Source organism: Gemmatimonadota bacterium (assembly GCA_026387915.1).
Lineage (GTDB): Bacteria > Gemmatimonadota > Gemmatimonadetes > Gemmatimonadales > Gemmatimonadaceae > Fen-1231.
On the sequence record JAPLKS010000006.1, the window covers coordinates 32,143 to 49,825 of the forward strand.

Annotated in this window: 13 protein-coding genes; 7 read left to right on the forward strand and 6 right to left on the reverse strand. The window is 62.3% G+C overall.

All coding sequences use genetic code 11. The features are described 5' to 3' along the window. The first annotated feature begins 2 nt into the window (after positions 1-2). The 5 genes from NTZ43_02375 (at position 3) to NTZ43_02395 (ending at position 5,737) form a co-directional block, all read left to right on the forward strand. Positions 3-914 (forward strand): ATP-binding protein, encoded by a 912-nt coding sequence (locus NTZ43_02375; protein ID MCX5766057.1) that lies wholly within the window; start codon positions 3-5, stop codon positions 912-914. Between the two features lie 91 nt (positions 915-1,005). Next, positions 1,006-4,095 (forward strand): PAS domain-containing protein, encoded by a 3,090-nt coding sequence (locus tag NTZ43_02380; GenBank protein ID MCX5766058.1) that lies wholly within the window; start codon positions 1,006-1,008, stop codon positions 4,093-4,095. Between the two features lie 243 nt (positions 4,096-4,338). Continuing rightward, positions 4,339-4,548 carry a cold-shock protein gene (locus tag NTZ43_02385; protein MCX5766059.1) on the forward strand — a complete coding sequence of 70 codons (210 nt, stop codon included), beginning with the start codon at positions 4,339-4,341 and terminating at the stop codon, positions 4,546-4,548. A 33-nt stretch (positions 4,549-4,581) separates the two neighbouring features. Beyond that, positions 4,582-4,875 (forward strand): hypothetical protein, encoded by a 294-nt coding sequence (locus NTZ43_02390; protein MCX5766060.1) that lies wholly within the window; start codon positions 4,582-4,584, stop codon positions 4,873-4,875. A 139-nt stretch (positions 4,876-5,014) separates the two neighbouring features. Beyond that, positions 5,015-5,737 carry a hypothetical protein gene (locus tag NTZ43_02395; protein MCX5766061.1) on the forward strand — a complete coding sequence of 241 codons (723 nt, stop codon included), beginning with the start codon at positions 5,015-5,017 and terminating at the stop codon, positions 5,735-5,737. Positions 5,738-5,895: 158 nt separating this feature from the next. Here the strand turns inward: NTZ43_02395 and NTZ43_02400 are convergent, their stop codons facing one another. Both NTZ43_02400 and NTZ43_02405 read right to left on the reverse strand, forming a co-directional pair. Continuing rightward, a complete protein-coding gene (locus NTZ43_02400) occupies positions 5,896-9,171 on the reverse strand; it encodes a choice-of-anchor D domain-containing protein (GenBank protein ID MCX5766062.1) in 3,276 nt (1,091 codons plus the stop codon). 419 nt (positions 9,172-9,590) lie between these two features. After that, on the reverse strand, positions 9,591-10,394 hold the full coding sequence (locus NTZ43_02405) for a type II CAAX endopeptidase family protein (protein ID MCX5766063.1): 804 nt from the start codon (positions 10,392-10,394) through the stop codon (positions 9,591-9,593). A gap of 172 nt (positions 10,395-10,566) precedes the next feature. Here NTZ43_02405 and NTZ43_02410 point away from each other — a divergent pair, with 172 nt between their 5' ends. After that, a complete protein-coding gene (locus NTZ43_02410) occupies positions 10,567-11,043 on the forward strand; it encodes a hypothetical protein (protein MCX5766064.1) in 477 nt (158 codons plus the stop codon). Positions 11,044-11,102: 59 nt separating this feature from the next. Here the strand turns inward: NTZ43_02410 and NTZ43_02415 are convergent, their stop codons facing one another. From NTZ43_02415 to NTZ43_02425, 3 genes are read right to left on the reverse strand one after another with little or no spacing between them, the layout of a single operon-like run. Then, positions 11,103-12,722: a hypothetical protein gene (locus tag NTZ43_02415; protein ID MCX5766065.1), complete on the reverse strand. Its 1,620-nt coding sequence runs from the start codon at positions 12,720-12,722 to the stop codon at positions 11,103-11,105. Then, positions 12,719-14,920 (reverse strand): molybdopterin-dependent oxidoreductase, encoded by a 2,202-nt coding sequence (locus NTZ43_02420; protein MCX5766066.1) that lies wholly within the window; start codon positions 14,918-14,920, stop codon positions 12,719-12,721. The genes NTZ43_02415 and NTZ43_02420 overlap by 4 nt, the downstream gene beginning before the upstream one ends. Positions 14,921-14,932: 12 nt before the next feature. Next, a complete protein-coding gene (locus tag NTZ43_02425) occupies positions 14,933-15,430 on the reverse strand; it encodes a (2Fe-2S)-binding protein (protein MCX5766067.1) in 498 nt (165 codons plus the stop codon). Between the two features lie 383 nt (positions 15,431-15,813). On the opposite strand from NTZ43_02425, the gene NTZ43_02430 reads away from it, so the two are divergent. Continuing rightward, positions 15,814-17,394 carry an Ig-like domain-containing protein gene (locus NTZ43_02430; protein ID MCX5766068.1) on the forward strand — a complete coding sequence of 527 codons (1,581 nt, stop codon included), beginning with the start codon at positions 15,814-15,816 and terminating at the stop codon, positions 17,392-17,394. Positions 17,395-17,472: 78 nt separating this feature from the next. On the opposite strand, the gene NTZ43_02435 is transcribed toward NTZ43_02430, so the two are convergent. After that, the coding region (locus NTZ43_02435) for a hypothetical protein (GenBank protein MCX5766069.1) at positions 17,473-17,683 on the reverse strand (211 nt) is incomplete at its 5' end.

Genomic DNA, 17,683 nt, shown 5'->3' on the forward strand with positions numbered 1-17,683 from the left:
ACGTGAACGACGTCGTGAACGGCTCGCTTGAAATGCTGCGGCGCGTCATCGGCGAGAACGTGCATCTCGAGTTTGCGCCGGCCGCGGATTTGTGGCCGGTGCTCGCCGACGCAATCCAACTCGACCACATCCTCACAAACCTTTGTTTGAATGCCCGTGACGCGATCGGTGATTCGGGCTCGGTCGTGGTGACCACCAGCAACGAAATCATTGGCGAGGCAGGGCACGTCGCCAAGCCCGAGGCGGTTCCTGGCGACTATGTGCGCCTGACGGTGCGCGACGACGGATCCGGCATTTCCCAAGAGGTACTCCCGCACATCTTCGAGCCGTTCTTCACCACCAAGGGCGTAGGCAAAGGCACAGGGATCGGCCTCGCCGCCGTGTACGGAGCGGTGCACCAGATGCACGGATTCATCACCGTGCACAGCGAACGAGGAAGGGGCGCCGCCTTCGACATCTATCTGCCGCGCTACGGAAAAGATCTAGTGGAATTCCCCCAACCCGTTGCGGAAGCCGATGCGGAAACCCCTCGGCACGGGTCGCGTGGTCAGGAGACGATTTTGCTCGTCGAGGACGACGCGGGACTCCTGCTCTTTGCGCAGCGTGTGCTGGAAGAGGAGGGATACTGCGTGATCGCCGCTCGGAGCCCGGCCGATGCTGTCCGCTTCGCGGCCGCCGAGCCGCGACTCGATCTGCTCCTGACCGATGTGGTCATGCCCGGAATGAACGGCCTAGATTTGATGCGCACCTTGCAGGCCACGCGCCCCTCGCTCAAGTGCGTGTTTATGTCCGCGTACCGCGCCGACGACATGATCGAACGCTACGGACTGCCTCCGGAAGGCCCGTTCGTGGCCAAACCGTTTAGGTTGCAAGAGATTCGAGCAACCGTGCGCGCCGAACTCGACCGCTCATAGCGCGCCATTGCGCGCGCTTGGTGGGCGTTCACCCGCCTGCCCACCGCGGCCGGCCGGCGCGTAGCATATTCTCTTCGACCGCCGACGCAACATGCCCAGCAAGAAAAAGAGCGGGAAGCGGGGCGCGACCCCGGTGCACGAAACGCCAGCGACGCCAGCGACGCCGGTCGTGGCCGACACCGCGATGGACAACACCGCCCTCACTGAATCGTCACTCGCGCAACTCGCGGCCAGCGCCGCCGCGGCGCGCGCCGCACTCGCGCCGACGTCCCCAGGCTTTCCGGTGGTGGGTGTCGGCGCGTCGGCCGGAGGGCTCGCCGCATTTGAGGCATTCTTTGCCAGCATGCCGGCCGACGTAGACACCGGCATGGCGTTCGTGCTCGTGCAGCATCTCGCGCCCGATCACAAGAGTTTGCTCACGGAAATCATTCGGCGCTACACCCGGATGCAGGTGTTTGAAGTCCAAGACGGCATGGCGGTGCGCCCCGACTGCGCGTACATCATTCCGCCCGGACGCGACATGGCGTTCCTCAACGGACGCCTCCAACTGCTCGACCCCGTCGAACCGCGCCACCAGCGGCTGCCAATCGATTTCTTCTTCCGCTCCCTCGCGGACGACCAACGCCGCTTTGCCATCGGTATCGTGCTCTCCGGCACAGGCAGCGACGGCGCGCTTGGCGTGCGTGCCATCAAGGGCGCGGGCGGCATGGTGCTTGCCCAAACGCCAGAGACCGCGGCCTTCGACGGCATGCCACGGAGCGCCATTGCGACCGGCATGGTGGATCATCAACTCGCGCCGACGGATATGCCCGCCAAGTTGATGGGCTACGTCAATCGTGCGTTCGGGCGCCTTGAGCCGATGACGGGCGCGCTCGGCGCCCTCTCGGATTCAACGATCAAACGAATTTTCGTGCTGTTGCGCGCACACACAGGCCACGATTTTTCGCAATACAAGCCGAACACCGTGAACCGTCGCATCGAACGCCGCATGAGCGTGCATCAGATTGAATCGGCGGAAGAGTATGCCAAATACTTGCAGCAAACGCCCCACGAAGTTGAGGCGCTCTTTCGCGACCTGCTCATTGGCGTGACGAATTTCTTTCGCGACGCCGACGCATTCCGGGTGCTCGAGAAAGAAGGAATTCCCGCGATCTTCAAGCAGTCGTCACCGGGCGCCGTCATTCGTGTCTGGTGCGCGGGCTGTTCCACCGGCGAAGAAGCGTACTCCGTGGCGATCTTGCTCGCCGAGCACATGGAGTCGGAGAAGATCAGCCGACCGGTGCAGCTGTTCGCGACCGATATCGACGGGCGCGCCATCAATATTGCCCGCGCGGGCGTGTATCCGGCCAATATCGCCGCCGACGTGTCGCCGGAACGGCTCGCGCGATTTTTTACGACGGACGCGGACCAGGGCACCTATCGCATCAATAAGTCCATCCGCGACATGATGGTCTTCTCGGAGCAGGATCTCATCAAGGATCCGCCCTTCTCCAGGCTCGACCTGCTCTGCTGCCGCAACCTGCTCATCTATTTGAACTCGGATTTGCAGAAGCGGCTTATGCCGATCTTCTACTACGCGCTCAAGCCGGGGAGCCTGCTCTTTCTCGGCTCGAGCGAAGGGGTTGGCGAGTTCGAGAATCTGTTCGCCCCAGTGGATCGCAAGGCCAAAATGTTTCGGCGGCTCGAGACGGTCGCCGGCGCGCCTGCGCCCACCTTCAGCCAGAGTCTGTCTCCGGTCTCCCCCTCACTCCCGGCGAGCGGCGTTTCCGTTCTGCATCCGCCTGGAAAACCATCGCTGCGGGAACTCGCCGAGCGCGTGTTGCTACAGCAGGTGGCACCAGCCGCTGCGCTCGTCAATGAGTGGGGCGACATCCTGTACTTGCATGGCCGCACGGGAATGTATCTGGAGCCAAGTCCTGGCGAGGCCGGCGTCAGCAACATCCTCAAGATGGCGCGCGACGGATTGCGTCACGTCCTGTCCGCCGCCCTCCACCATGCAGTGACCACGCGCGAAATTACGCGACACTTTGGGTTGCGCGTGAAAACAAACGGTCATCACACGCTCGTGAATTTGACCGTGTGCCCTGTCGTGGCCGTCACGGCCCATCCTGGCAGCGGCGACTCATTGTTCTTGGTGGTGCTCGACGAGGCGCCCACGCCGCCCGCGGTCGAACCCGCTGGCCCAATCGAGGGGCACGGTGACAGCGACGCACGCATAGCGGCGCTCAAGCAGGAACTGCGATACAAGGAAGAGTACCTCCTGGCCGCCAACGAAGAGTTGCAGAGTTCCACCGAAGAACTGCGCAGCGCCAACGAAGAAATGCAGTCGGTCAACGAAGAGTTGCAGTCCACGAACGAGGAAATGGAAACCTCGCGCGAGGAGTTGCAGTCGGTGAACGAAGAGTTGTCAACGGTGAACGTCGAGTTGCAGACGAAGGTCACGGACCTCTCGCGCTCGAACAACGACATGAACAACCTGCTCGGCGGCACCGGCATCGGCACGGTATTCGTGGATCACCAGTTGCGCATCTTACGGTTTACGCCGGCGGCGAGTGCCATCACGAATCTCATGCCGAGTGATGTGGGGCGGCCGGTGTCGCACATCGCGTCGAATCTCGTTGGGGTTAACCGTCTCGCCGATGACGCGCGCGCGGTACTCGAAACGTTAGTGCCGCGCGAGGCCGAAGTCGCCACCGTTGACGGGCGCCGGTACACGATGCGCATTCAACCGTACCGCACGCTCGACAATGTCATTGAAGGCGCCGTGATCAGTTTCCTCGACATCACGGAGATGACCAAGGTGCGCGAGGCGCTGGCCAAGGCCAATGAACTCATGCGACTCGCGGTGGTGGTGCGCGATGCGCACGATGCCATTACGGTGCAGGATCTGACTGGGCGCATGATCGCGTGGAACCCAGGCGCGGTCGCGTTGTATGGATGGAGCGAAGCCGAAGCGTTGCAGATGGATGTGAACGATCGCATTCCGGAGTCGCAGCGCTCGGGTGCGCTCGAGAAGCTCATGCAGTTGAGCCGCGCGACGGTGTTGCAGCCGTATCGCACCGAGCGGTTGACGAAGAGTGGTGCGACAATTCCCGTGATGATCGTCAGCACGGCGTTGACGGATGAGTCGGGGAAGCTGTACGCGGTTGCGACGACGGAGCGCGCGATTGAGGCTAACTGATTGCTATGTATGGAGTTACGGTGCATTGCGGCAAGGCCCTTCATTTAGGGGGTTGCGAACATTCGCTTTTTCCGCGGCCATACCACATACTTATGGACAGGCTAAGCGCGCATAGGGCGCGCCGGCCCGACTGATCACAGGGGCCTCGCTCTTGCGCGAGGCCCTTTGTCTTTGATCAGGCGTCAGCGGACGTACGGCTTGGCCGGACTCCGAGGACTTTTTTAACACACCAGGAGTTTTGCAATGCGTACGACAGGCACGGTCAAGTGGTTCAACGATGCGAAGGGTTTTGGCTTCATCACGCCGGAAGACGGCAGCAAGGATTGCTTTGTGCACCACTCGGCCATTCAGGGCACGGGTTTCAAGTCGCTCGGCGAAGGCGAGCGCGTGGAATTCGACGTGGTCCAGGGGCAGAAGGGTCCCGCCGCTGAGAACGTCACCAAGATTTCCTAAGTGACGTCTCGAACTTCCCGCGGAGATCAGTTGATGAAGCAGGGATTCACGTTCGACCACGACGGCCGCACGTACGAATGCACGGTGGAGCGCCGCACGGCTGCACCGGCAGGATGGTGGTGGTGGTTCGCTGTTTCTAGGGACCAGCAACGCTACGCGCCGTTCGAAATGGCTGATGGAGACAAAGAAGCCTCGGTCAAGGCGCGCATCATTGCTTACTACGAAAACCTGCTGGAAGTCCGCGCTCGGCCACCCGAACCGCGACATCACTTTTCGCGGCCCGGTCGGCCAAAGTCCGTTCCTGCTGCTGACGCGGCAGAACTGTAGCGGAAACGTCGATCGCTGACGGAACAACGCCCCATCGTCTTCGGACGATGGGGCGTTGTCGTTTTTCGGACACACTAGCGACATGTCCTCGCCCTCATCATCATCAGGGATGTACAATCACCTACTAGGGGGTTTCTCGATGCATCGTTTCGCTCGTGCCACTGTCGCTGGTGTCGCTCTTTCCGCCGTGGCCCTCTTGGTGCCGGCGCGCGCGCAGTCGCAGGCGCAGCCCGCGGAAGTTTCGCGCACCGTGGCCGGTGGCGGCATTTCCGTTGCGGGATGGGCGGGGAAGATCGACGCCAGCGAGGAGAAGGCTGGCCTCACGATTGCCAGCGCCAAGTTCGCCGCTGAGGGCAAGGGTTTTCATGTGACCACGGGGCCGGCCACGACGTATTGGAATCCCGCCAACAAGGCGTCGGGGAACTACACGGTGAAGGCCACCTTTACGGAGCCGCAGTACCAGAACTTGAACGATCACCCGCATCCGTATGGCATCATGATTGGCGGCAATGATCTCGGCACCGATGGGCAGAGCTTGTTGTACTGCGCGGCGTACGGCAGCGGTACGTTCATCGTGCGCGGCTTTGGGCCCGCGGCGTTTCGTCTGAACGGTGGCCGCGGCGGCGCCAGCGATGCGGTGCACAAGGCCACGGCCAAGGGGCAGCCCGTGACACAGGAGATTGCCGTGTCGGTGAAGGGTGATCGCGTGGAGTGCGCGATCAATGGCGTGGTGGTGGCGGGTTATGACAAGGCGGAAGCGGTTGGGGCCGGCAAGCTCAAGTCGTACGATGGTGTGTACGGGCTTCGCTTTGGGCACAACACGGAAGTGGTGGTGAGTGGGTTGGCGGTGACGAAGAATTAATGGCAGCCGGGGCGTGACACGCTGTGCGTGTCACGCCCCGGCTGTTGTTGCTGCTGTTGTTGCTGTTGTTGCTGATGTTGCTGATGTTGTTGCTGTTGTTACTGCTGGTCGTGCTTCGATTGTTGCGGTTGCCGTGCTGGGCCGGCGGCCGTGCCGCGTTATGGTCTCGAGTATTGCGCGCCGACGCTACTCGGCGACCCCGAGGCGTTGTGCGTGATTTCGAACCAGTCGTTGTGCGGCCCCGCTTCGTTGCGTGCCGTCGCACCGCTGATGGTGACGGTAAAGGTGCAGCTTTGATTGGCGCTGAGTGACGCGCCTTGGCAGCCGTTGCTCACGGTGAAGCCTTCGGTGCTCGTGGTGTTCCCCGTGCCCATGGTGGTGGACCACTCAAAGTTTGAGAAGGTGAGCGAGCCGCCGCCGGTGTTGGTGACGGTGAAGGTTTTGCTGACGGCGGGTGAACCGCCCGTGATGGTGCCAAAGTCGTGGTCGGATGGGCTGACGGAGAAGGTGGGTGTGCCGCCGCCACCACCACCACCACCACCACCTGAAGTGCCCGTGCCGCTCAAGCGCACCGACTGCTGACCGATGTTGGCGTTGTCGGTAATTTCGATTCCGCCGGTGAGATCGGCGGCGGTTCTCGGCGCGAAGGTCACGTTGATCGTGCAGACGTTGGGGCGCGGCAAGATGGCGTTCACGCAATCGGAGGTCTGTGTGAAGTCGCCGCCGATGACCCGAACGTCGTTGATGCGCAGGGGCTGGTCGCCGAGGCTGGTGATTGTGATGGTTTGGACGGCCGACTGCGAGCCGACGGCGGTGGATGGGAACTGCAGGCTCGACGTGCTGAGTTGGACGGTGACCGCAGAGGTGGCGGTGCCGCTGAGCGCGACCACGGACGTGGTGTCGGCCCCGGTGCTACTGCCGGTGTGTACGATGGAGATACTCCCCGTGACCGGCCCCACTGCGGCGGGGGTAAACAGGGGGATCACGGTACACGAGGCGCCGGCCGCCAAACTATTTGAGCAGGCGTTGCTCACGGCGAAGATCGTACTGCCGGTGGTCATCGACTTGATGGTGATGGCGCTTGTGCTGCTGTTCCGGAGCGTGACATTACTGTTGCCGTTGATTGTCACGCCGACCGGAACGGATGCAAAGGTCACGGACGACGGCGTGACGCTGAGTTTTGTGGTCGCGGCGGTGGCGGTGCCGGTCACGCGGAGGGTGTCGTTCTTGTATCCCTCAGCGAGGTTGGTGCGACGGCGCACCACGTACGGCCACGAGCGGGAACCCGTGGTACCTGTAGGACTAAAGGTTAGGCTGACGGAACAGGATTTATTGGGATCGAGCGAGGGAGGGCACGAGTTCGTCCCATTGAGTTCCGGAAGCTGGGTGGGACCGAGGACGCCCACCTCCACGGCCGAACCTCCCGCATTCGATATCGTCACGGTCTTGGTTGCCGTGGTACCAATCGGAACATTTCCGAAGGCCGGCGCCGAGTCCGAGTAGGCGAGCCATCCTGGATGGTGCGCATCCAACGACAGCGGAACCTTGGTGGGGCTCGACGCGGCGTCTGACGCCACTGTGAAAGTGCCGGTGGAGGGCACCGTATTCGTGGGAGCCGCATACAGTGTGAAGGTACACTTCGCGAGCGGCTCAAGCGTTTTTCCACAGTTGGTAGCGCGCAGCGAAAACGGCGCGCTCGCGTCAACGGTACTGATGTGGAGCGTCGCGTCACCGGTATTGGTCAGCGCGAGCACTTTTGACGCGCTCGTATCGCCGACGGTCACTCGGCCAAAGTTGAGCGAGGTGGAGTCGAAGACGGCTTTTGGCTCCGCTGTTTTTCCGGTGAGCTTCACCACTTTTGGGCTACCGGCCGCATCGAAGGTAAAGGTGAGCGAGCTGGCAAACGAGCCGACTACGGTCGGCTCGAAGAATACGGGGACGCCACATCCGGTGTTGGGGGCGATTTCATAGAAAATGCCGTCGGCGCCGTAATGATAGTTGCACGTTAGCCCCACGAGGGGCAGGAAGAATGGCGGCGCGAGGTTTGCGGACGGATGAACCGTGAGCGTCGTGTCACCCCCATTGGAGATGTGGACCAGGGCGCTCTGCGTCGCGTTCACGGCTGTCGGGGCAAACCCGATGCTGTCCGGGGTGATCACCGCGATCGCCGTCTTGGGCGTATGTCCGGCGAGAGCGACTTTGTACTCCACCTCGCCGTCGGTGAGATCGAAGATGCTAAATGTGCCGGATTGGCTTCCAATGTGCGTTGGCTGGAACAGCGCGGTGGCAGTACACGACGCGTTGATGGCCAACGTCGTGGGGCAGTTGCCGTCCTGCCACGTGACGATGAAATTGCCTGGCGTCGCCTGGTCGCTGAGCAACCCTGGGCGCCAGTGAAGGAGCGGCGCGTCTCCGACGTTCGAGAAGACGATTGATTGTGGTGAGCTTGTCGCACCGAGCTGAACGGCGCCGAAGTCAATGCTCGACGGCTGGAGTCGGACCTCCGGGACTGGCGGGCCACCGAGGCCGGTGAGCGCCATGCGGTGCGGACTTCCCTCCGCGTTATCGGTGAAGCTCAGAGTGCCCAAACGGCGCCCTTTGCCAGTGGGTTTGAACCACACCAGGATGGTACAGGCGGTATTGGGACGTATCGAGTTCACGCACTCGCCGAGGACGCTGAACTCAGGGGACGCCACGATTCTTGTTACATCAAGATTCGAGTTGCCGCTGTTGAGAATTTGTACGTACAATCCGGTGCTGTCGCCGATCGCGGTGCGGCTGAAGTTGAGGCTTGCGGGTGTTGTTCCAAATGACGGTGCCACGCTCACACCCGTGAGCACCGCCGCGAACTGGTTGCCGCGGTTATTGCGCACGAGGAGCTGGGTGGAGTCCTTGCCAGCCGCCTGTGGGGTGTACGAGACGGTAAGCTTGCAACTTTGCTGCGCCGCAAGGACTGCTGGCGTAGAACAACCGCCGGTAGGGGGGTATTGGAGCATCCACGTGTTTGGAAATCGCGTGGTGGCAACACTGACCGTCGCGATCGTGTCCGTGTATGACGAGGTGTTCGTAATGTTAAAGAAGTAAAAACGCATCTCCCGCACCGCCACGGAGCCGAAATCATACGGACTTGGTGAGATGGAAAATGCGCTTGGCAGACGGGAGGGCTCTGCTTGGATCGCGGTGCCGAAAACGAGTGCCGTCAGGAGCGTGTCAATCCCTTCACTCCTGGTGGCGTGAATCTGAATGACCGCACTGTCGGGGAGGGTGCCGGCAACCGCGCGCGTCGGTGGCCGATATGTGATTTCGAGATTGCATTGGGAGTGCGCCTTGAGCACGCCGCTGTCGGTGCATGGCCTGGCGGTGAAACTTGGAGACCCCGAAATGGTGGTGGTCAGCGTCCAATCATCTCGGCTTGACGTCGCATCTACCGTCATGATGGCGAGCGAAGAGACGCCTGTCGCCTGAAGCTCAAATATCAAAAGCTTTGGGGATACTTTCAGCGGTATTTGGACGGGACCGGGTTCCGTGGGGTTATCGGAACACGCGAGAGCAAGGGCCGTGGTCGCACCGGCAAGCAAGGCAAGCGTTGCGGCACGCCGGCGCAGGCGCGAGCGAAAGCGAAGGGGCACGGAGGTGGCCTCGAGGTGGGAGCGGCGTCCGCGATCCGATACTCAGATCGAAGCAATAAAGCGGTGCCGCTGGGGGAAGCCGCATCCGTTTGAACGGTGACGGCTTGCAAAATGTCTCCCCGAGTCTACGGTGCGCAAGGAGACAAAATGTCCCCGTCAGCTCTGCTGAAAAACGCGGTGTGCCGGATGAAATAACGAAAGCGTGTAACCGCCTTGCCGGTTGTCTAGAGCACCCCGCGATGCCAAAGGGAGGCCGCGTCCATCGTGAGCGCTACCGCCCAGTGCAGGAGTACGCCGAGGACGATGGAGCGGCTGCGGAAACTCAGCGAACCCAGCACCATTCCGGCAATGATCGCGCCCACCGTTTCGGGGAACGGCTTGTTGAAGTGGATCATTGTGTACGGCACCACCATCACCGCTACGCTGAGCGTGCCGAACCGCTCGCGGAGTCCTTGGACCAGGAGGCCGCGGTAAAAAAACTCTGTGCCTGCAAACTGCACGAGGTAAAACGCCTCCCAGGTCAAAAGCGCGGCGCTCAGGGGTTCCCCCGGTGCCAGTCGGTAAAACGGATAGCGGTTCTGAAAGGCCGGCGTCGCGGAAAAATGCCAAATGATCGGCAGGACGATGACCAACAGCGCGAGAAAGATTTTCCAGTCGCGCAAGGCCCCGCGGAATCGCACACCGTAGTCGGCGAGCGACTCGCGAAAGAGGCGCGTCACCAGGAGCGCCGGGAGCACGATGTACGTGAGGACAAAGAACGACACCCACCATTGCAACGCGAGCAACTGCGGGTTGGCGCTCTCTGACACAAATCGCGCCGCCGCGTCGGCGCCGCGCGCAATGCCGAACAAGCGGAGCGTGGCCACTGCATTCGCGTGGCGCGCGAAGTAGTAGTTCACGGTCATCGCCACGGCCGTGTAGAGCAGGATCACCAGCGCCTTGCGGTCCTGTGGCGGCCACTGCTCCTCAAACGCGCGGCGCAGCGAAAACGACGGCGTCGACTTTGGGGCAACCGGTGAGATGGACATTGGCGGAGCGAGTGGCGTTATCGAGGATGCAAGGACAGGCGGGAACCGTGCACCAATAGTATCTGCTCGGCACAGGATGTGATACCGGATTCCGCAGCCCCCTCACCATTCGCCGAAAGCGGCCGAAACTACTGAGGGTAGAGCGGCTTCACGCATCGGGGAGAGTCATACGGTGGCTGAATCGATACACATGGTTGACCCGCTGGAAGCCGGCGGCGACCACGATGAACTGCGGACGATCGTCTACGACGTCCCGATTGAGGGGACGCTGGACTGGAGCTACGAACCCGGCTCCGACGGCGTACGCTGGGCGTTCACCACCGATTACTCCACGGCCACGCGGCCGTACCAAAACCTGCACATCCTCCACGATGGCGACACGCTCACCATTCTCGCCGAGGACGGCTCGGTGCGTTGGAGCGGCGTGATCAGTTTTGAATACGAAACAGGCTGGCGTCCGTTCTCACGTCGGAGTGAGCCGGGCTTTGGGCAGCAGGAAGTGGGCGGCTTCTGGGTGAACGGCGTGCAGCGCGGCTGGGCGTTAGCCGACTGGGCGGATTTGTTTTTTGGGCACGAGGTGGCGCTGCCGGCGGTGCGGGAGACGGTGCGGGCGTTGCCGTTGAAGGCGGTGTTGGTGGCGACGCCGTAGGCTGGCTTGCGTGACTACGGCGTAAGCGAGTGGTCAACGCCGCTGGTGTCGTGCCGTACCTACCAGGCGATAAACTCCCAGTCGGCGCGCACCTGGCCGTTCACCTTGTGCACCACGGCCTCGCCCTCGCCCAGTACCTCGGGGCCGAAGCGTTCGTGGAACCATTCGAGCCGTTGGTTCTGGGATATCCCCTTCAGTTGTGCTACGCCCTCAGCGCCGACCTGCACCGCCACGTGCATGTGATGGCGCCAGAGCGCGCCCATCCAGTTGACGGCGGGTCCGTAAATGATCGCGCCACTCACAGGACGTCTCGCGAGTTGTTCGTCGAGATAGCGGTGCCGGTCGGCCTCGAACGCGACGTTTTCCGTGAGGAGTTTCGGGAGCGGCGCCACGTACATGGCGAGCTGTACGATGGTTGCGAGCATACACGCGTTGAGCGCCCATGCAAAGCGCTCGTGTGATTTGTATCGCGCCGTTGCGGGCCACGCACCGAACAGGCAGAGCAACGCCGACGGAGCGAGCAACCGCGTTTCGGCGTGCGTGGCGCAGAACACCAGTGTGCCAAGAACGCCAACCAGTACCATCGGTCGATCGAGAAGCGCTTCGGTGCGAGTCTTCCCCGAGGCAGGCGCGCCGAGCCAGAGCACACACCACGCGAGGCCGACGCCCAGTGGTACCATCCACCGCCCGACGATGCTTGCGTTCTCCGTCCAACTCTTGAGCGCCTGACGCACGCTCAGCGACGGTCGTGCCGCCTCGGGAATCCCACGCGTCCACGCCTCGGGGTCGGACCACGGCGCATAGGTGCGCGTGCTGCCGCGAAGATCGTGGTAGGGAAGCGAGGCGCTGATGGGAATGTGCATCGTGGTCTTCGTCGCGTGCGGGCCTCGATCAGTATCGGGTGTGCGACGGTCGAGATCTCCGAGATACCAGCTGGCGTTGAGCGGCCCAACGCTTCCGATCGTCGGGCGCCCAGCGTGCACGCTCATTACCACCACAAACGCGGCGATAATTGACGTGCCTATCGCCATGGAGCGGCGAGGAAGCGTCGAATAATCACCAGCGCGCCACGCGCGAAACAACGGAATCGCGGCAGCCGCGAACAGCCAAGGCCAGATGCTGGTTTTGACGAGAAAGCCGGCGCCGGCCAACAGACCGAGCCACAGTTCGTCTCGCACTGAGTTCGCGGGAAAGCGCGAGACAAATGCCAGCACAATGACGCACAGCAAGAGATCAGGTGTGAGCAGTTCCTGCGTGAGCCAGCGCACGATGATCCATGCGCAGGCCCAGAACACCGCACGCTGCGCCATCGCCGGCACGTGCTTCCGCACGGCAGCGACCGAGAGCCAAAGGGCCACACCGCCGAGCAGAGCCTGAACGAGGTGAGCGAGCGCGAGGAAGAGCGCGCGGTCGTCGCCGGCAATCCATACCACCGGCATCAGGAGCCACGAATACCCCGGCGACCAATACCCCTGAATCGCCTCCCACCATTGCCCACGCGCAAATAGTTCAGCGTTTTCAAAATACGCCACGCCGTCGGGCGTCACCGCGGCGCGTGCGAGATACGCCACCACCGCGAGCACCAATGCGGCGACCGCCGCGTCGATCCACAGACGCGGCGGCTCCGCTTGCGCAGGCTTTGCTGCCGCTTCACGCGGCTTGGCCCGGCGACTACTCATCCGTTCAACTGCGTCCCAATCGGCAACGACCGGATTCGCTTACCCGTCGCCTCAAAGATCGCATTGCACAACGCCGGAATCACCGGCGGCAATGCTGGCTCACCGAGCCCGGTCGGCGGATTGTCGGTCATTCGGAAATGCACTTCAACCGGCGGCGCCACCGGCATGCGGAGCAACTGGTACGTGTCGAAGTTGTTCTGCACCACACGCCCAGCATTGATCGTGATCTCCTGCCCCAGCGCTTCGGAAATGCCGTCGATGGCCGCGCCCTGTCCCTGATTCTCGGCGCCACTCATGTTCGTGATTTGACGGCCGATGTCGCCGGCGACCCACACCTTGTCGATCTTCAGCACGCCCTTGGCGCTGACGGTAGCCTGCACGACTTCCGCGAAGTATCCCGCATGGCTGAAGTGGAAGGCCACACCCATTCCCGTGCCCTTGGGAAGTTTCTTCTTTCCCCAGCCAGACTTTTCGCGCACCAGTTCCAGCACGCCCTTCATGCGTTCGGCGTCCAGAATGCGTGCGTCCGCCGGACCCGTAGACGCGACGAGCGTCTGGCTCAGGAGATCAATTCGGAACTGCAGGGGATCCTTGCCAGCAGCGTGCGCGAGTTCGTCAATGAACGACTGAATCACAAACGCGAGGCCGTTGCTGCCCGGCGCGCGCAGTGCGCCAATCGGCACGCCGTGCGGCAATGCCGACGTCTCGAGCTGATAGTTGGGAATGAAGCGCGCGGGGAACTGATTCGCCGCGACGCCATCCATCACGAAATGATTGCGCCATGCGACGAGCGCACCATTGGCGTCCACGCCACCCTTGAGCCAGTAGTAGCCGGCCTGGCGATAGTGATCGTGATGCATATCGTCTTCACGCGTCCAGAGCAACTTCACCGGCAAACCGGACTGACGCGCAATCCACGCGGCCTCAACCATATAGTCGTTCTTGAGACGACGACCAAAGCCACCGCCAATACGCGTGAGGTGAATGGTGATGTCGTTCTCCGCGATCCCCATCGTCTTCGACACGAGCTGACGACCTGGCTGCGGCATCTGCGTGGGCGCCCAGATTTCGAGCTTGCCATCCTTGAAGTTCGCCGTGCAGTTCTGCGGCTCGAGCGTCGCATGCGAAATAAACGGATAGTAGTACGCCCCCTCGGCGGTGTGCGCGGCGCCCTTGAGCGCGGCATCAATGTCGCCGTCCTTGCGCACGACTTTTTCGGCCGGGAGCTTGGAGAGCTCCATCGCGCGCTTGGTGTAGCCGTCGCTGCTCTCTTGCGCCGTGGCGCCTTCGTTCCACGTGATTTGTAGCTGAGCGCGCGCCGTCTTGGCGTGCCACCAACTATCGGCCACAATCGCCACACCGCTGAGCAGCCCGTCGAGCGCGTCGCCGCCTTCCACGACGAACGCGGCCTTCACGCCCGGCATCGCCTTGATGCGGTCGACATTAGCGCTCACGACCTTGCCGCCGAACACGGCGCACTTTTCAAACACGGCGTAGTGCATGTTCGGCACCACGACGTCAATGCCAAAGAGCGGCTTCCCCGTGACGATCTTCTTGTCGTCGACCTGCGGCACGCGCGTGCCAAGGATCTTGAAGTTCTTGGGGTCTTTGAGCGGGAGTTTGGAAACGCCCGGCGGTCCGTTCACGGCCGGCACCATCTCCGGCGGAGTGATGGTGGCCGCAGTGGCGAGGAGTTTGCCATAGGGCAACGTGCGCTTGCTCGCGGCGTGCGTCACGGCGCCGTGCGCGGTGGTGCACTCGCTCTCCGAAACGCCCCACGTCTTGGCCGCTGCTGCGACGAGCATGAAACGCGCCGCCGCGCCGATCTGGCGCATGAGGTCGTAGTTCATGGGGGTGGACAAACTGCCGCCCTCAAACTGAATGCCGTATTTGGACTGATCGCTGATCGCCTGTTCAACGGTGACCATCTTCCAATCCACATCGAGTTCTTCGGCGATGATCATCGGCAGCGACGTCTTGATCCCTTGTCCCCCTTCAGGATTTTTGCCGATGATCGTGACTTTGCCGTCCGGCATGATGCGAATGAAGGCGTTGGGCACGAACGGATCGTCGGCGAGGTGCGCGCCCGCGGGGGCAGCGTCGAGCCGGCGCGCATACGCGCCAAAGAGCACGCCGCCGCCGGCAATGGCTACGGCGCGCAGAAAATCGCGGCGATCAACAATCGGAGAAATAGTCATGATGGCGTCTCCTTACTTGGCTGCGCCGCTGGGCGCCGCAGTGGAGGCGCCGCCGTTCTTGATGTCGGCTGCGCGGTGAATGGCTTTGCGAATGCGATTGTAGGTGGCGCAACGGCAGATATTGCCACCCATCGCTTGGTCGATGTCGGCGTCGGTGGGCTTCTTTTTCTGCTCGAGGAGCGCGGCGGCCGACATGATCTGGCCGGCCTGGCAGTAGCCACACTGGGGCACGTCAATCTCTTGCCACGCAACCTGTAGTGGATGCGTACCGTCCTTGGAGAGCCCCTCGATGGTGGTGATTTCCAGCCCCCCGAGCGATGACACCGGAATCTGGCACGACCGCACCGGCACGCCCTTCAGGTGCACGGTACAGGCGCCGCACTGCGCCACACCGCAACCGAACTTGGTTCCTTTGAGATCGAGCACGTCGCGTAGCACCCAGAGCAGGGGCATATCCGACGGGGCGTCAACCGTAACGGCTTTGCCGTTGACCTTGAACGAGACCGACATCGCAGGGAACTCCGTGCAGCAGGGTGTGGGCGAGCAACTATAACTACGTACAAACGTATAACAGGAGCCGGACGTTACCTCGGCACCGTTGTCGGTCGTCTCTAAGTGCGGGAGCTCGGCGGCGATTGAACACAATCTCGGTGTGCTCGCCGAGCGCTAGCTGTTTTGGCGCTGTACCCAGTACTAGGGGACGCTGGCTGTTGATGCGCGAGTCCTAATTTTGCCACTTATTTGGGTGGCCTGAAAGGGCAAATCTGAGATTATTCGCACGCCTTTTTCCTGCCGATACTGGAAACTAGGGCAACAATGTCGTATCTATATACACTGTCTATAGTTGTCACCCCCGGGACAGCCCGAGGGGGATTTTACGTGCGAGGAGATTGATGAAGCACTCCCTGTGGTCGCTGTCATTAGTGGTGTTTGCCAGCGCCTGCCTCAAGGACACCAGTGCGCCGAGTGCGGAGATTCCGCCGATCAGCAAGATCGCGGTGACGCCTGGCGCGACGAGTCTCCTCGTGGGGAAGAGCACAACCTTTGCCGCGACGGTCACTGGCGGCACAGGGAAAGAGGCGATGACGTGGTCGCTCGATAACAGCGCCGTTGGCTCCATTAGCACGAGTGGTGTGTTTTCCGCCAAGGCCGTAGGCTCGGCGATCGTGAAAGTGCAGGTGGACACGTTCAGCGTGACCGCCGCTGTTTCCGTGTTGCCGGCTGGGTTGAATCTCTCGCCGGGGGCGGTCACGCTTCCGGTTGGCCAAACGGTGCAGCTCAAGGCTGATGTCCTCGACGGGCTCGGCGGCTCCACTCCGGTCACCTGGTCATTTTCAAATGCTTCGGCTGGGCTTATTTCGTCGAGCGGTTTCTTTACGGCGCGTGGGAGTGGCACCGGCACTGTTACGGTGACCGCGCCGGGCGATCTGAAAGCCACCGGGACAGTCACCGTGACACCATCGGGGATCACGGTGTCGCCGACGACACTCAATCTTCAGGTGGGTAAGACGGCGCAACTGCGCGCCTCTGTCGCGGACGGCACGGGTGCGGCGTCGGATGTCAGTTGGTTCATCTCGGATGCCAGCGTGGGGACCGTTTCCTCCACAGGGCTCTTTACGGCGACCGGCTCGGGCGATGCCAACATCACGGCATCTGCGGCGTCGGGCGCGATCAGTACCTCCGCTGCGGTGCATGTGTCGCCCACGAGCATCACGGTGACGCCTGGGACTGCTGTGCTCACGATTGGATCCACCAAGCAGTTTGCCGCCGCCGTTTCTGATGGAACGGGTGCGGCATCGGTGGTGCAGTGGACCTTCTCTGATCCGCTCATTGGGTCGGTGTCGTCGACCGGATTGTTTTCCGCAAAGGGCACTGGCTTTGGTACGCTGTTCGCGACCGGAAGTGGTTTGACGGCGAGCGCTGCCATTTCGGTGACGCCCACTGGCGTGAACATCACGCGTGGGAGTGATTCGCTGATTGTGGGGCGGACGCAGCAGTACTTCGCGGATGTGAACGATGGGACGGGGCGGACGTCGACGGTGCGGTGGAGTTTTTCGAATCTGAATGTTGCGACGATTTCGGAGGCGGGGGTGCTGACGCCGCTCGCTCCGGGTACCGGGAAGGTGACCGCGTCGGCGGGTGGTGCCGCGAACACTGTGGATCTGACCGTCACCGCAGGATCTGTGGATCGCCTGACCGTTTGTGATCGGGCCGCGACGGGTTGTAGTGCTGTCATTACACTCTCGACCAACAACACGGTCGCGTCAGTACGTGCCACCGCTTTCAACTCGCTCGGTGCCGACATCAGCAGCTCCTGCACGTTCAACTGGACTGCTCAGACGCAGAGCATCGTCGCGATTAATGTGTCGTCCGACGCAGCCCATCGCGATGCGCTGATCACTCGACAGTCGGCAGGCACGGTGCAGATCCTCGTGACGTGCGGTGGCCAAACCGCCGTCCTCACGATCAACTAACCGTACCGCAAAACAAAACGGCCGGCCGCCTCACGGCGACCGGCCCTTTTTGTTCACCGCATCACGCGGCGCCCGAACTCACCCTTCTTCGTCGTCCTTCCCGGCCTTCCCCTTGATCGCATCAGCAATGCGATGGCGGAGATCCGTCAGGTGCGCCTTCGTCACCTTGTCGCTCGTCTTCCCCTGCGCCGCCTTCAGCTCCGCGTCGAGGGCGCGCAGCTCCGCGCGAACGGACGGGTTGATGTCGGTGAGCTTCGGATCAAGCGTCGGCGACACGGGACGGCCAGCA

Coding starts and splice junctions, on each gene's coding strand:
- NTZ43_02380 (MCX5766058.1), top strand. CDS start 1,006: ATGCCCAGCAAGAAAAAGAGCGGGAAGCGGGGCGCGACCCCGGTGCAC.
- NTZ43_02385 (MCX5766059.1), top strand. CDS start 4,339: ATGCGTACGACAGGCACGGTCAAGTGGTTCAACGATGCGAAGGGTTTT.
- NTZ43_02390 (MCX5766060.1), top strand. CDS start 4,582: ATGAAGCAGGGATTCACGTTCGACCACGACGGCCGCACGTACGAATGC.
- NTZ43_02395 (MCX5766061.1), top strand. CDS start 5,015: ATGCATCGTTTCGCTCGTGCCACTGTCGCTGGTGTCGCTCTTTCCGCC.
- NTZ43_02400 (MCX5766062.1), bottom strand. CDS start 9,171: ATGACGGTAGATGCGACGTCAAGCCGAGATGATTGGACGCTGACCACC.
- NTZ43_02405 (MCX5766063.1), bottom strand. CDS start 10,394: ATGTCCATCTCACCGGTTGCCCCAAAGTCGACGCCGTCGTTTTCGCTG.
- NTZ43_02415 (MCX5766065.1), bottom strand. CDS start 12,722: ATGAGTAGTCGCCGGGCCAAGCCGCGTGAAGCGGCAGCAAAGCCTGCG.
- NTZ43_02420 (MCX5766066.1), bottom strand. CDS start 14,920: ATGACTATTTCTCCGATTGTTGATCGCCGCGATTTTCTGCGCGCCGTA.
- NTZ43_02425 (MCX5766067.1), bottom strand. CDS start 15,430: ATGTCGGTCTCGTTCAAGGTCAACGGCAAAGCCGTTACGGTTGACGCC.
- NTZ43_02430 (MCX5766068.1), top strand. CDS start 15,814: ATGAAGCACTCCCTGTGGTCGCTGTCATTAGTGGTGTTTGCCAGCGCC.